This is a genomic window from Winogradskya consettensis (genome assembly GCF_018332715.1).
Classification (GTDB): Bacteria; Actinomycetota; Actinomycetes; order Mycobacteriales; family Micromonosporaceae; genus Actinoplanes; species Actinoplanes consettensis.
In genome coordinates this window covers 64,250-78,218 of sequence record NZ_BOQP01000028.1, presented here as the reverse complement: position 1 = coordinate 78,218, position 13,969 = coordinate 64,250, and the positions used below count along the sequence as shown (strand labels likewise).

Sequence of the window (13,969 nt, the reverse complement as noted above, 5' to 3'; positions counted from 1 at the left end):
CTCCTACACCCCGGCGGCACCTTGCTCCGGTGGGATCGAGAGGGGATGGCGTTCGTCGTCTCGAGCGGCAATCTTCGCCATTTCATGCGAGTACTGACCGAGGGTGATCTCGGCGCCCATCAGCTGGGCGACCAGGACGCCTTCCAGGCTCTCCGGTTGCCACGGCTGCTTGCTCTCCGATTCTTTCTTGTCCTCGGTCATTCCTCGGCGTTTCGTTGCGGCCACGTCTTGCCAGCCGTACATGAACGGAAGGACGCACATTGCCCCGAGAACCAGGGTCGCCACCAGCAGGAACAACATCGTCCTCACCTCCCGAGAACTATGGTCGGCCTCTTCCAGAGCGCGTGGCAGATTCCACGAGGCGACGACGTCGGTCAGCCGTAGTAGGCGGCCTTCATCAGATGCTGCATGTCCTCCAGCATCGGCATCCGTGGGTTGGCCGGTGCGCACTGATCCTCGTAGGCGTTGAGGGCCTGCCGGGGCAGAGCGGCCAGGAACTCGCTTTCATCCACGTCCAGCTTGGCAAAGGACGATTCGATGCCGACCGCGTCTCGTAGGGCCTCGACGGCAGCCGCGAGCGACGCGACTCCGTCGGCCGGTGTCGCGGCGGGCAGGCCGAGCATCCGGGCGATGTCGGCGAACCGCTCGGGCGCACGGTAGCTCTCATACTTCGGCCACCCCGAGAGCTTCGAGGGAATCGTGCCGTTGTAGCGGATCACATGCGGCAACAGCACCGCGTTGGTGCGTCCATGCGCTATGTGGAACGTCGCCCCGAGGGTGTGCGACATGGCATGGACGATGCCCAGGAAGGCGCTGCCGAAGGCCATACCCGCGACGGTTCCGGCGTTATGCATGTGCTCGCGCGCCTTCGCATCGCCGGCCACCACGGACTGCTCGAGGTTGGCGAAGATGAGGCGGATGGCGTGCAGAGCCAACCCGTCGGTGAAGTCGTTGGCGTAGACCGAGACGTAGGCTTCGATCGCGTGCGTCAGGGCGTCGAAACCGCTGTCCGCCGCGATCGCCCGGGGCAGGCTGGCCGTTAGCTGCGGATCGACGATGGCGACCGTGGGTGTCAACGCGTAGTCGGCCAACGGGTACTTCTTACCGGTGACATGGTCGGTGATGACGGCGAACGGGGTCACCTCCGCCCCGGTGCCGGACGTGGTCGGGATGCACACCAGCTGGGCCAAGGCGCCAAGGGCGGGGAAGGCGAAGGCCCGCTTGCGGATGTCGAAGAACTTCTCCCGCATGTCGTCGAAGTCGACCTCGGGATGCTCGTACTTCAGCCACATCACCTTGGCCGCGTCCATGGCGGAGCCGCCGCCGAGCGCGATGATCGTGTCGGGCCGGAAAGAGCGCATCAGTGCGGCCCCGCGGTCCACGGTAGTGATCCGTGGCTCAGGCTCGACGTCGTCGATGATCTGCAGCGCCACCTGGTTCGGCCGGCTCTGCAGGACCCGGTTGATCCGGTCGACGAAGCCGAGCCGGGTCATCGTTTCGTCGGTGACCACGGTGACGCGCTGCACGTCGGGCATGTCGGTGAGGTACCGGATGGCGTGCGGCTCGAAGTAGATTTTCGAGGGAACCTTGAACCACTGCAGGTTGTTGGTGCGGCGGCCGATCCGCTTGATGTTGATCAGGTTGACCGCCGAGACGTTGTTCGACACGGAGTTGCCGCCGTAGCTGCCGCATCCGAGCGTGAGTGAGGGCAGGAAGGCGTTGTACATGTCGCCGATGCCGCCCTGCGAGGCCGGTGAGTTCCAGATGATCCGGACTGCCTTCATTCGGCGGCCGAACTCCTTGACCAGCTCGTCGTCCTCGGTGTGGATGACGGCGCTGTGGCCGAGACCGTGGAACTCCACCATCTCGGCGGCGTAGCGCAGGCCCTCGTCCCGCGACGGAGCGCGGAGTACGGCGAGCACCGGGGCGAGCTTCTCGCGGGTCAACGGCTCCCGCGGGCCGACCTCGGCGACCTCGACGAGGATCACCGAGGTCTGCGGTGGCACGCTGAAGCCGGCCTGCTCGCCGATCCAGGCGGCGGTACGGCCGACGACATCCGGGTTGAGCCGGTCGCCGTCGCAGCCTGCGCCGTCGGCTGCCACACCGAAAATGAACTTTTCCAGCTGCCTCTTCTCGACGGGGGTAGCGACGTGCGCGTGCAGTCTGCCGAACTCGGCGAGGGCTTGCTCGTAGATGGCGTCGTCGAGGATGACGGCCTGCTCGAAGGCGCAGATCATGCCGTTGTCGAACGACTTGGACAGCACGATGTCGTGGACGGCGCGGGTCAGGTTCGCGCTCGCTTCGACGTACGCGGGCACGTTGCCGGCGCCGACGCCGAGCGCGGGTTTCCCGGTGGAGTAGGCCGCCCGGACCATGGTGTTCCCGCCGGTGGCGAGGATCGTCGCGATGCCGGGGTGGTGCATGAGCGCGGTGGTGTTCTCCACCGAGGGCTGCTCGATCCACTGGACACAGTGTCGTGGGGCGCCGGCGGCGACGGCGGCGTCGCGCACGACGCGAGCAGCCTCGGCGCTGCACTGCTGCGCCGACGGATGGAATGCGAAGACGATGGGATTGCGGGTTTTCAGCGCCATCAGCGCCTTGAAGATCGTCGTGGAGGTCGGGTTGGTGACCGGTGTGATCCCGGCGATCACCCCGACGGGGTCGGCGATCTCGACGATGCCGTTGATGTCGTCCTCGGCGATGACCCCGACGGTGCGCAGCTTCGCCATGCTGTGGGTGACGTGCTCGCAGGCGAACAAATTCTTGACGGCCTTGTCCTCGAACACACCGCGGCCGGTCTCCTCGACGGCGAGCCGGGCGAGCGTGGCGTGCTGGTCGAGGGCTGCCACGGACGCCTTCTTGACGATGTGGTCGATCTGTTCCTGATCGAAGGCCGCGTACTCGTCGAGCGCGCGCAGGCCATCGGACACGAGGACGTCCACCATCTCCCCGGCAGTCATTGCGTCTCCTCTCGAGGCGCCGCGGTCAAGCGGCACCGAAGAACCTGCCCGGGGTCAGCGACTCCCGGTCGTTGCGCACGCAGAGCTCAGGACCGGCGGTGATCGGACTTCAGGAGCACCTCGGACAAAGGTCGCCGCGGCGAGCCTTCGACGGCACGCCCGTAACCGACGCGCAGCACCATCTGGGCCGCCAGCCCCGAGCCGGGCTCGATGAGCAGGCGGCGGACCGCCGGCAGCTCGACGGGCTGGCTGATCGGCGTCGTCGCGAGGTCCTGCCAGGTGGCGGTGAGAAGCGTCCGCTGCAGGGCCTGCCCGGCCCGCACCCAGTCGACTTTCCGGTCGCCTTCGGTGGCGAGGACCAGGATCGTCGGATACGGCTCGAACGCCTCGCCGTTCCGGCGCTGGGCTGACGCCTCGGTGAAGTCGCGGACCGGAACGGATTCCAGCGCGTCCCAGGGGCCGATCGCCTCCGGCGGCACACCGTCGTTCCGTACGCGGTCTCCGGTCCAGCGGGCGAGCTCCTCGCAGTAGCCGGGCCGTTGACGGAGTCTTTCGTCTGCTACGCGCGCCAGGCGCAGGACGACATCGCGGCCGGCGGGGTTGGCCAGCGCGAGCACCGCACCTTCTCGGCGGGCGGCGTCACGGAGCCGATCCAGCGCCTCGCGGGGAACCGGTATCTGCGCGAAGGGCCATCGGTTCGTGTGCCGATGGGCGACTGCAGCGGCGAGCGCCTCCGCAGCCGGGGAAACCGGCGAGGGCCGGGTGACGGTCAATCTCGCCACCAGGTCAGGCTCGTCGGTGTCGGGGAACAGCGTGTAGTCGGAGCGGTAGCCGCTGCGCCGGACCGCGAGGCGCAGGGTGAACAGGGCCGCACCGACGCTGACCAGCTGTTCCCTGCCTTGCGGGTCCAGCACGTGCAGACGCCGCGACGGGTCCGCGTACACATCGACGCGGGCGCCCTCGATCCGGAATTTCCACGGCTGGCTGTTGTGCAGGGAAGGTGCGCCCGTCGCCGTGCGGACACACTCGGGGAGGACCTCCCGGACCAGCGGTGTGATCGTGGTGGACATTGCTCCTCCTCGTCGAGCCGGCCGCGTCGGGAACCTCCGTACCGGGCGTACGCCAGGACCGGTGGGCTCGGTTCCAGACTGTCGTGGCGCTCGATGAGTTCCGTAGGGCCGTTAGACCCGATCGCGGGGGTACTGCAGGCTCACCACCGGGTTCCCACGGCGTGCAGACTCGCGCGGAACCAATACCGTCGGGCTGGTCTTCCGCACGACAGCGCGCGCCTCACGCGCGCTGCAGAGCAGCTCAGCGAAGCTGCCACTCTGCCCGATTCCCGCCACCATGAGGCGACCACGCCGCAGAGCACGCTCGATGGTCAGCGCCATGTCGAAGTCGCCCACGACAAGCCGCTCGACGGGCACGTCAGGGAAACGCGCCGTCCAACCGGCCAGCACTTCGGCCAATGCCTGGTCCGCGACCGCCCGCTCTTCGGCGTACGCTCCCGGCCGGACGATCGGCGGGATGCCGTCCGCGGCGCCAGGCCTGGTCCAGATGTGTATTGCCGTCAACGGCGCGCTCACCAAAGCGGCACGCTCGAAGGCATAGCCAAGCGTGGCGTCACACTCCTCCGGCCGGGACGAGGTCGCCACGACGACAGGGCCGTCGACGGGCACCACCCCGCGATAGACCATCACCGGGCACCTGCTCTGGTGGGCCAGGTAAGCGGTGGTGGAGCCCCACGTCGGACGGGCGTACACCTCGTCACGATGACCTAAGACGAGCAGGCGGGCGCGTCGCGAGGTTTCGGCCAGCTGGTTGGCGGCTCCGCCGTCGAGCAGCTCGGTGGTGACCGGCACGCTCGCAGCGAGCTGACGGGCCCGGCCGGCCGACAGCTCGAGCAGCCGTTCTGCATCCGCGCGTGAGGGCACGGCGCCATGGCCGCGGTACGCGCCGGCGTACCGGCCGGGCCAGACGTGCGTGATGAGCAACGGAGCCCGGTACAAAGCGGCCTCCGTCACCGCGAGATCGACCAATGCCGGACCAATGCGTGATCCGTTCACCCCGACCACGACCGGCCGGTTCCTAGGTGTCGATACGTCGCTGTGCATAGTCGCAAGTTAGGCGCCCAACAGCGATGCGCATCACGGCCTGTAGGCACCACAGGCCGGGCCATTCGTCCCGGAACGCGATCTGGCCACCTCGAACCCATCACCCCCGTTGACCGTGCCAGGACCTTCGTCCCGCGCAGGTCAGGTACATGGCCTCACGACTCACATCCATGACCGGCGCAGTCTCGAGGTACAGACATCGATGAAGGAGGACACCATGACAACCATCGGCCGGGGCTCAGCCACTCACCTGGAACGCGTCGAGGCTCCCGGCTCAATGCTCACCACGACCGCCGCGAGGTCGCTGGCAGTGCTGCGCATCTCCACCGGCTTCGTCTTCCTGTGGGCGTTCTTCGACAAGCTGTTCGGGTGGGGCTTCGCCACCACCTCGGAGCGCGCCTGGATCAACGGCGGCTCCCCCACCAAGGGTTTTCTGTCCGGCGTCGAGGTCGGCCCCGGCTGGCTGCAGACGTTCTTCCACAACATCGCCGGCGCCCCCTGGGCCAACTGGCTGTTCATGCTCGGCCTGCTCGCCATCGGCCTGGCCTTGGTCCTCGGTATCGGCATGCGCCTCGCCGCCGGAGCCGGCGCCCTCATGATGGCCCTGATGTGGGCCGCCGAGTGGCCGCTGGACTCCACGACGGCCGCCGGAGAGCCGAGCATGTCGACCAACCCGATCGTCGACTACCACATCATCTACGGCCTCGCCGGCATCGTCCTGGCGCTGACCTACGCCGGTCACACCTGGGGGCTGGGCAAGTGGTGGGCGTCCCTGCCCATCGTGCAGAAGAACCGCTGGCTCATCTGAAGCCATGCATACCCACCGAAGGCACAACGTCGCCCGGCCGCATCGAGCGCGGCCGGGCGATCCGGCGTGCGGCAACACGGACCGCATCGTGGTCCAGGGCCTGACCAAGACGTACGGTCAGGTGCACGCCGTCGACCAGGTCAGCTTCTCGGTCGGCGACGGCGAGATCTTCGCCCTGCTGGGCCCGAACGGCGCCGGCAAGACAACCATCGTGGAGATTCTCGAGGGCTATCGCGCCCGGGACTCCGGTTCCGTCGACGTGCTCGGATTCGATCCAGCGACGGGTGGGTCGGCCTACCGCGCTCGCATCGGAGTGGTGCTGCAGTCCGCGGGATTCGAGGAGGAGTTCACCGTCCGAGAGCTGGTCCGCCTGCAGTGCGGCTTGTTTCCTCGCCGGCACGATCCGGACGAACTGATCGACCTGGTCGGGCTCGGGGACAAACGGACGGTACGGGTGAAGGGCCTGTCCGGCGGCCAGCGGCGTCGCCTGGATCTCGCTCTCGGCCTGGCGGGCGCTCCCGAGCTTCTCTTTCTGGACGAGCCGACCACCGGATTCGACCCGGCCGCTCGACATCACGCGTGGGAGCTGGTGGCGCGACTGCGTGACCTGGGCACGACGATCCTCCTGACCACGCACTATCTGGAGGAGGCGCAGCGTCTCGCCGACCGGGTCGGTGTGCTCGGCGCCGGACAGCTGCTGACGGTCGGAACGCCGGACGAACTTCGAGCGCAGAGCCGCCTGCCCACCATCATCAGCTTCCGGCTGCCGCCATCCCCGCCGTCAACCGAGATGCCGGCGACGAGCGCTCCACCCAAGATCCACGGCGATCACGTACGTGTCCTGTCCCGCGATCCGTTAGCGGACAGCTGGCAGGTCATCCAATGGGCGAGGGACCGTCGCATCGAGCTGTCCGACTTCACGGTCGCTCCGCCGACGCTGGAGGACGCCTACCTCGCGCTGACCGGGGAGGCAGACCATGCTTGACGAGCATGTCCCTGCCCGGCCGCAGAAGCCGTTCAGGCTCATGACCGCTCATGCGGTCCGCGCCTCTCTGCGCAATCCTCTCGCCGCCTTCTTCACGTTGGCGTTTCCGCTCGCCTTTCTGATCATCGTGGGGACTATCGTGGGCGGTGCGACCACCGAGGAAGGCGTTCCGGTGACGCAGTTCCTGGTCGCACCGTTCGCAGTGTTCGGAGTCGCTCAGGCCTCCTTCACGTTGACAGCGGTAGAGACGGCCGTGCTGCGCGAGAGCGGCGTCCTTCTTCGGCTCCACGCTGCCCCCATACCAGCGGCAGCCGTGGTCGCGGCACGCATCTGCGCATCGGCGGTTGCCGCTGGGTCCGCTGTGCTGCTGCTGACGGCCGTGGGCGTTCTCGCGTACGACGTCGAGATCGTGTGGAACAAGGTCCCCGCCATGCTGATCACCCTGGCGCTCGGCATCGCGTGCTGCGCCGCTCTGGGCATCGCTCTGGCGTCGTCGGTCAGAACCGTGACGGCGACTCAAGCACTGGCACAGGGCATCCTCATCCCGCTGGCTTTCGTCTCCGACGTCTTCATCGTCAACGTGGACCTGCCGCAGCCGTTGGAACTCCTCGGATCCTTCCTGCCGCTCAAGCACCTCGCCTTGGCGACGGCTGAGACCTTCCGCCCTGGCGCCGGTGCAGGCTTCTCCCCGCAACACCTGGCCGTGCTGGCCGTCTGGGCTGTCGTCGGCGTGCTCATCGCACGACACCGCTACGGCTGGACGCCCCACGAGCTCGGCGGCGGACCGGCCTCGACGCGAACACCCGGCCCGGCGCGCACGCATCTCTCGAACCCGCTGGAACCCGGCCGCAGGTCACCGTTCATGGCGCTGCACGGCCAGATCTCGTACGCGCTCCTCGGCATGCGCCGCGATGCACTCTCTGTCTTCTTCGCCTTGATCTTCCCGGCCATGCTGCTCGCGCTCTTTCCCACGGTCTTCGGTGACGCCCGAGTGCATGGCATGGCAATGGCTCAGTACCTGTTCGCCGGTCTCACGGCGTACACCATCGCGGTCACCGCCTACGTCGACATGCCTGAGGGCTTGGTCGCCGCCCGTACCGCCGGCGTGTTGAAACGGCTTCTGGGCACTCCCCTGCCCTTCGGCGCGTATGTCGCGGGCCGGGTGTGCGTTGCCCTGCTCACCGCGCTTCTGGGCGGCACGGTTCTCGCCGCCATCGGCATCGGCTTCCTGGGCGTACGCCTTGACGCGGCGCGCCTGCCCGCCGTATTGCTCGCGGCCGTTCTGGGTTCGCTGTGCTTCTCTGCGATGGGCGCTGCCCTGGCTGCCCTCCTACCGCGGGCGCGGTCGCTGGTCGCGGTAACCCTCGGGACGCTCCTACCGCTGTCCTTCCTGTCGGAGATCTTCGTGGTCGGCGACCAGCCGCTTCCCGGCGAACTCACCGCCTTAGCCGACCTGTTCCCGCTGCGGCATCTGCTGCAGGCGCTTCTCACCGCAACGCGACCGGACGGCACGGGTGCCGGATTCGCCTGGGGCCACCTCACGGCGATTGCCGCGTGGGCCTTGGTCGCGCTGGCTGTGGCCCGCCGTCGCCGGGCGGGTCTCGTCTGACCGTTGTGCCTGCGGCTCGCAGGGCTTCCGGCCCTGTTGGACACGGTTTCTCGGCGATGAACTGGAGGAAAGCCTCGGGAGGTGTCATGAACCGCTATCCCGTGCGGGTCGAGGCAAGGCACGAGGAGCCACTGAGCCGCTGGCTGTGGCTCGTCAAGTGGATCCTGCTCGTCCCGCACTATCTCGCTCTGCTGGTGCTCTGGACCGGCCTGGTGGTGCTCACTCTGGTGGCCTACCTGGCGGTGCTGTTCACCGGCCACTACCCGGTCGCCATCCGCGCTTACAACCTGGGAGTGCTGCGCTGGAGCTGGCGGGTCGGCTACTACGGCTACCAGGTGCTCGGCACAGATCGGTACCCGCCCTTCACCCTCGCCGACGTGCCCGACTACCCGGCACGCGTACGGCTGGACAGCACGGACGGCCCGCCGCCGCGTTGGCTACCGCTGGTGGCCTGGGTGTTCGCGATCCCGCACCTCCTGATCATCGGGGCGCTCAACGGGGCCGCGACGTGGTCACCGGCGGCCGGCGACGCTCGCACGGCCGCGCCCATCGGCGTGGTCTCCGCTGCGCTGCTCATCGCCGGATTCGCCCTCTTGTTCACCGGCCACTACCCCCGGGGACTCGCCCGCCTGCTGATCGGCATCGCCCGGTGGAATCTGCGCGTCCTGGCTTATCTGACCCTGCTCACGCCACGGTACCCACCCTTCCGGCTGGACCAAGGCGGGATGGAGCCCGATGGCCCGGATGGTGACCCGCCGCCGCATGCCGCCCATGCCGAGACGAGGTCCGGGGCCGGTTCAGCCATCGCGCTGGTGGTGGGAGTGATGCTCCTGGCCCCGGCGGCCGGAGCGGCGATCGGCGGCGGCATCCTGCTCGCCGTGGACAGCCGGCACGACAGCACCGGCTACGTGACCTCACCCGCGGTCGACCTGACGAGCACCACCGCGGCCGTCACAGCGGAGGATCTCACGATCACCGACGCCGACGCCTGGACACGCGGCATCTCCGACACCGGCGGACTACGGCTGAATGCGGTCTCCTCGAACGGGCGCTCGTTGTTCATCGGCATCGCCCCGCAGCACTCGATCGACGCCTGGCTGAGCGGAACCGCACACGACGAGCTGACCGGCCTCAGCGACGGCACACCCGACTATGACCGCGTCCCCGGTGATGTCCTCGCGGTCACCGATCCCACGTCCCAGACGTTCTGGGTGGCCTCGGCGACCGGACCGCAAGCCACGCTCGAGTGGAACATGGTGGACGGCCAGTACGCCGTTGTCGTTGTCAACGCGGACGGCTCCCCGGGGGTGGCTGCGGACGTCCGTGGCGCGTTCCAGGTCCCGGCCTCGGCCGCTTGGGGAGGCGGCCTGCTCGCCCTGGGCGGCATCCTCGCCATGCTGGCCATCGGCCTGATCGTGCTCGGCGGATGGGGTCTCGGCCTTCGGCACAACGGTCCGCCACCGCCGATCGGTCCGGTTCCCCAGCCGATACCGCCGGTTACGGCCGGCGTGTGATCGCCAACCGCTTCCCCGCACCGAACGCGGTACGGGGAAGCCCTGCGGTCGTGAGACTCGGGCGGTTCACGGCACCTCAGTGGAAGGCCGAGTGCCACCCTCAGGCTGGGCCAAAGCCTCTGACCCTCTGCACGCTGTCGAGGGATCGTTGTCACGACGGCACAGATTGCGGGAAGCGGCAAGGCAGCAGTCGGACGAGGCGGCCGACCGATCAACCGCCTGCAGCCGTCGACGAACGGCGTCATCTGTTCCTTCGGCACGGAGCCGGTGGGCAATCACCTACAGCGAGGAAGGGGCGTTCGCCATGTTCGCTCAAGTCGGTGACCGGATCACCGTCGACGGAACCTCTACGGCGGATGGCCGCCGTGTCGGAACAGTCATCGCCGTCCGGCACGATGATGGGGCTCCGCCGTACGAGGTCCGCTGGCTCGACGACGGCCGGAAGTCCCTCATTTTTCCCGGCGAGGAAGCGCGGATCGAGCGCGGCGACTCAACCGGATCGAACTCCGCCGACTCCGACGTGCCGGCCGACGCCAACCGGGCGTAAGTCGGCGCTTCATACCTCCACTCAGGGTGGCGCGCCCGTGTCCTCACCCTTGGGGGGTGAGGACACGGGCGCGCCGACGTCGTCAGCTCTTTCCGCGCACCACGACGACCGGGCAATGCGCGTGGTGTACGCAGTGCTGGCTGACCGATCCGAGCAGAGCGCCGGCGAAGGCGCCGTGCCCCCGGGAACCGACCACGAGAAGTGCGGCGTGGGCAGAGGCGTCTATGAGGGCCTGGGCAGGGTTGCCGGGAACGACACTCTGCAACACCTCAACGTCCGCCTTCTCGGCGTCGATCACCCGATGGACCGTCTCGTCGAGGTACTTTCCGGTGCTGACGGACACGTCCTCGTAGGGATACGCACCCGCCCAGCCGTAGTAAGTGGGGTACTCCCACGCGGCAACGGCCTGCACTCGTACGCTCGCGAGCTTGGCCTGGGCAAGGGCCCAGCGCAGAGCCGCTGTGGACGACGGCGAACCGTCGACGCCGACCACGATGTCGGTCTCCCGCACATCGGTGGGGTCGTGTAGTTCGTAGAGCGTCATGACGTGCCTCCGATCGCGACTGTGTGGCCGGCGTTCGTGTCTGGCGCCCAGCGAGGAGGACAGAGAGATACACGGCGAACCGCCGTTCCGAGCAGCTGACATGTCGCCGGCCACACCTTCACCATGCTTCGACGCAGCGGGCGTCGACAGTGCCGAAGGGCCCGTTGTCCGCACCTTCGGCACGACGTCCCCCGCTGAGGACGGTCCCACGTAGCTGGGGCTTTCGGCCCTGCCGGACGGGTCCTCAATGGCGCAGCGTGGAGCTGACACCAATGGGAGGAATAGCCGTGGAGACCACTGTCGTCCCGACCGCCCCTACCGGCTTGACCACTGCGGAAGCGACCGAACGCTTGGCGGCTGACGGCCTCAACACCGTCGCAGCGCCGGCTCCGCGCCGACTGGCCGGACGCATCGGCCGGCAGCTGGCGGACCCGCTGGTGGCGCTGCTCCTGGCCGCCGCCGTCGTCACGACGGCCCTTCGCGACATCCCGGACACGGCCGTGATCCTGCTCGTCGTAACCTTGAACACGTTGATCGGTGTGCTGCAGGAAATCCGAGCTGACTCCGCGATCGCGGCTCTCGACCAGCTTGCCGCGCCCACCGCGCGCGTCGTGCGCGATGGCCACGATGTCGTTCTTCCGGCTTCGCAGCTGGTGTCCGGTGATCTCGTACGCCTTGAGGCCGGTGACGTCGTTCCGGCCGACCTCCACCTCACGGAAGCGCAGCGTGCCGCCTTCGACGAATCGGCGCTGACCGGCGAGTCCGTGCCGGTGCACCGGGCGGCGGGGGAAGAGGCAGGCTCGGGCACTGTACTCACCACGGGCCGAGCCGCCGGCTTGGTCATGCGGACCGGGGCCTCGAGCTCGCTGGGCCGGATCGCGGCTCTGGTCTCTCGTACGAAGCCGGCACCGACCCCGCTGCAGCGGCGCATCGCGAGCCTCGGGCGCGTTCTGGGTATCACCGCGATCGCGGTGTCCGCCGTCGTCTTCGCTGTCGGCGTGCTCGCCGGTGAACCCCTGGCCCGGATGGCCATCACCGCAGTAAGTCTCGTCGTCGCGGCTGTGCCGGAGAGCTTGCCGGCCGTGGTGACGCTCGCCTTAGCGCTGGGCGCCCGGCGGATGGCCCGCACCAGGGCGATACCCCGCAAGCTGCACGCGGTGGAAACGCTCGGCTCGGTCACCGTCATCGCCTCCGACAAGACCGGCACCCTGACCCAGAACCGCATGTCGGTCCAGCAGGCCGTCACTGCCAGTGGCGCCCGGTACGTGATCACCGGCGCCGGCTACGCACCGGACGGTGAGGTCCACGTGGGTGAGGGATCGCCCGACGACCAGGAAACGCTGCGCCTGATCGCCCGCGCCGGCCTGCTCTGCAACGACGCGGATCTTGTCGCACCCGGCGAGCAGCGATCCGAGTGGACCGCGGCCGGTGACCCGATGGAAGCCGCGCTTGTCACCTTCGCTGCCCGATGCGGTCTAGACATCACCGCTGAACGAGCCGACTCGCCCCGTACTGCCGAGCATCCCTTCGACCAGGCGACTCGGCAAATGACGACTGTTCACCATCTGCGCGATGGCACCTACCTGGTGGTGCGCAAAGGAGCGCCCGAAAGCGTCCTGGATCCGGAGACAGACGCCGACCTGCGCGGCGCTGCGGCTGATCTCGCCGCAGACGGACTGAGGGTGCTGGCCCTCGCGACAGCGATCACCGCCACTCAGCCGGACCCGGCCAACCCTCCCCCGCTGCAACCTGTCGGGCTGGTCGGCATCGGCGATCCACTGCGGGCGAACGCACGGACGACCGCAGAGGCGTTCGAAGCCTCAGGCGTACGTCTGCTGTTGATAACCGGCGACCACCCCGCAACCGCAGCGGCGATCGGCGCCCAGCTCGGCATCCTCCGGCCGGGCGAACGCGTCTCCGTCGGCGACGCCGGTCCGCTGAGCGCCGACGACATCGAACACGCCCGGGTGTACGCCCGAACGCAGCCGGAGCAGAAGCTCGACATCATCGCCGGCCTTCAGCAGCGCGGCGAGGTAGTCGCGATGACCGGCGACGGCGTCAACGATGCCCCCGCACTGCGTCGCGCCGACATCGGCATCGCCATGGGCGGCGGAACAGAGGTCGCCCGGCAGGCCGCCGAGCTGGTGCTGGTCGACGACAACTTGGGCACGGTGGCCGATGCCATCGGCGAGGGCCGCCGGATCTACGACAACATCCGCAGATTCCTGCGCTACGCGCTGTCCGGCGGCATCGCCGAGTTGCTCGTCATGCTCGCTGGTCCGTTGCTCGGCATGCCCGTGGCGCTGCTGCCGGGGCAGCTGCTCTGGATCAACCTGCTGACACACGGCATCCCAGGTGTGGCGCTCGGCGCCGAGCCGGCCGAAGCCGATGTATTGCAGCGTAAGCCCCGCTCGCCGCAGGAGTCGGTACTCGGTGACGGACTGCTGGCGAGTGTGCTGGCGGGCGGCGTCTGCCTGGCAACGGTGGTCCTGGCGTCCGGAGTGTTCGCCCAGCAAAGGGACCTGCCATGGCAGTCGGTCATGTTCGTCGTGCTCGGTCTGGCCCAGCTCGGCGTCGCCCTCGCCGTGCGGGCCAAGGCCGTACCGGGTGCGCCGCGTAACTGGTCCTTGGTCGCAGCCGTCGCCCTGTCCGGTGTCTTGCAGGTCGCCGGTGTACTGGCGCCACCGTTGCGCACGTTGCTCGGCACAGAAGCGCTGACCTGGCCGCAGTTGCTGGCCTGCGCTGCCGTTGCCGTGATTCCTGGGCTTGCGCTGCTTGTCGTGCATCGCTGGATACGGGACTTCCGGCCCGCCGGACGGGGACCTGCCGCCCTGCCGCATTTCATCGACAAATCTCACGCTGAAAGCTGAGACCGAAAGGGGTACGGG

11 protein-coding genes are annotated in these 13,969 nt (G+C 68.5%); 6 read left to right on the top strand and 5 right to left on the bottom strand.

The features are described 5' to 3' along the window. Positions 1-3 precede the first annotated feature (3 nt). The 4 genes from Aco04nite_RS25695 to Aco04nite_RS25680 all read right to left on the bottom strand — a co-directional run bounded on the left by Aco04nite_RS25695 (position 4) and on the right by Aco04nite_RS25680 (position 5,035). Positions 4-300 (bottom strand): hypothetical protein, encoded by a 297-nt coding sequence (locus Aco04nite_RS25695; protein ID WP_212999814.1) that lies wholly within the window; start codon positions 298-300, stop codon positions 4-6. A 74-nt stretch (positions 301-374) separates the two neighbouring features. Next, on the bottom strand, positions 375-2,960 hold the full coding sequence (gene adhE, locus Aco04nite_RS25690; RefSeq protein WP_212999813.1) for a bifunctional acetaldehyde-CoA/alcohol dehydrogenase: 2,586 nt from the start codon (positions 2,958-2,960) through the stop codon (positions 375-377). A gap of 86 nt (positions 2,961-3,046) precedes the next feature. Next, the gene (locus Aco04nite_RS25685) at positions 3,047-4,030 is read right to left on the bottom strand and encodes an Acg family FMN-binding oxidoreductase (RefSeq protein ID WP_212999812.1); all 984 of its coding nucleotides are present in this window, start codon (positions 4,028-4,030) and stop codon (positions 3,047-3,049) included. A 111-nt stretch (positions 4,031-4,141) separates the two neighbouring features. After that, positions 4,142-5,035, bottom strand: coding sequence for a universal stress protein (locus tag Aco04nite_RS25680; RefSeq protein ID WP_212999811.1), 894 nt, complete (start codon positions 5,033-5,035; stop codon positions 4,142-4,144). Between the two features lie 256 nt (positions 5,036-5,291). On the opposite strand from Aco04nite_RS25680, the gene Aco04nite_RS25675 reads away from it, so the two are divergent. The 5 genes from Aco04nite_RS25675 (at position 5,292) to Aco04nite_RS25655 (ending at position 10,537) form a co-directional block, all read left to right on the top strand. Continuing rightward, positions 5,292-5,882 (top strand): DoxX family membrane protein, encoded by a 591-nt coding sequence (locus tag Aco04nite_RS25675; RefSeq protein WP_212999810.1) that lies wholly within the window; start codon positions 5,292-5,294, stop codon positions 5,880-5,882. Positions 5,883-5,886: 4 nt separating this feature from the next. Next, entirely contained in the window at positions 5,887-6,867 is a 981-nt protein-coding gene (locus Aco04nite_RS25670; protein ID WP_212999809.1) for an ABC transporter ATP-binding protein, read from the top strand. After that, positions 6,860-8,476: an ABC transporter permease gene (locus tag Aco04nite_RS25665; RefSeq protein WP_212999808.1), complete on the top strand. Its 1,617-nt coding sequence runs from the start codon at positions 6,860-6,862 to the stop codon at positions 8,474-8,476. The genes Aco04nite_RS25670 and Aco04nite_RS25665 overlap by 8 nt, the downstream gene beginning before the upstream one ends. Positions 8,477-8,562: 86 nt before the next feature. Further along, complete coding sequence (locus Aco04nite_RS25660; protein ID WP_212999807.1) at positions 8,563-9,990, top strand: DUF4389 domain-containing protein; 1,428 nt, start codon at positions 8,563-8,565, stop codon at positions 9,988-9,990. A gap of 304 nt (positions 9,991-10,294) precedes the next feature. Beyond that, the gene (locus Aco04nite_RS25655) at positions 10,295-10,537 is read left to right on the top strand and encodes a DUF1918 domain-containing protein (RefSeq protein WP_212999806.1); all 243 of its coding nucleotides are present in this window, start codon (positions 10,295-10,297) and stop codon (positions 10,535-10,537) included. An 82-nt stretch (positions 10,538-10,619) separates the two neighbouring features. Here the strand turns inward: Aco04nite_RS25655 and Aco04nite_RS25650 are convergent, their stop codons facing one another. Beyond that, on the bottom strand, positions 10,620-11,081 hold the full coding sequence (locus Aco04nite_RS25650) for a universal stress protein (protein WP_212999805.1): 462 nt from the start codon (positions 11,079-11,081) through the stop codon (positions 10,620-10,622). Between the two features lie 287 nt (positions 11,082-11,368). Here Aco04nite_RS25650 and Aco04nite_RS25645 point away from each other — a divergent pair, with 287 nt between their 5' ends. Further along, the gene (locus Aco04nite_RS25645) at positions 11,369-13,951 is read left to right on the top strand and encodes a cation-translocating P-type ATPase (RefSeq protein ID WP_244876286.1); all 2,583 of its coding nucleotides are present in this window, start codon (positions 11,369-11,371) and stop codon (positions 13,949-13,951) included. The last annotated feature ends 18 nt before the right edge of the window (positions 13,952-13,969 follow it).

Excerpts from the sequence above, each read along its gene's own strand:
- Aco04nite_RS25695 (WP_212999814.1), bottom strand. The coding sequence starts at position 300 with ATGTTGTTCCTGCTGGTGGCGACCCTGGTTCTCGGGGCAATGTGCGTC.
- adhE (WP_212999813.1), bottom strand. The coding sequence starts at position 2,960 with ATGACTGCCGGGGAGATGGTGGACGTCCTCGTGTCCGATGGCCTGCGC.
- Aco04nite_RS25685 (WP_212999812.1), bottom strand. The coding sequence starts at position 4,030 with ATGTCCACCACGATCACACCGCTGGTCCGGGAGGTCCTCCCCGAGTGT.
- Aco04nite_RS25675 (WP_212999810.1), top strand. The coding sequence starts at position 5,292 with ATGACAACCATCGGCCGGGGCTCAGCCACTCACCTGGAACGCGTCGAG.
- Aco04nite_RS25670 (WP_212999809.1), top strand. The coding sequence starts at position 5,887 with ATGCATACCCACCGAAGGCACAACGTCGCCCGGCCGCATCGAGCGCGG.
- Aco04nite_RS25665 (WP_212999808.1), top strand. The coding sequence starts at position 6,860 with ATGCTTGACGAGCATGTCCCTGCCCGGCCGCAGAAGCCGTTCAGGCTC.
- Aco04nite_RS25660 (WP_212999807.1), top strand. The coding sequence starts at position 8,563 with ATGAACCGCTATCCCGTGCGGGTCGAGGCAAGGCACGAGGAGCCACTG.
- Aco04nite_RS25655 (WP_212999806.1), top strand. The coding sequence starts at position 10,295 with ATGTTCGCTCAAGTCGGTGACCGGATCACCGTCGACGGAACCTCTACG.
- Aco04nite_RS25650 (WP_212999805.1), bottom strand. The coding sequence starts at position 11,081 with ATGACGCTCTACGAACTACACGACCCCACCGATGTGCGGGAGACCGAC.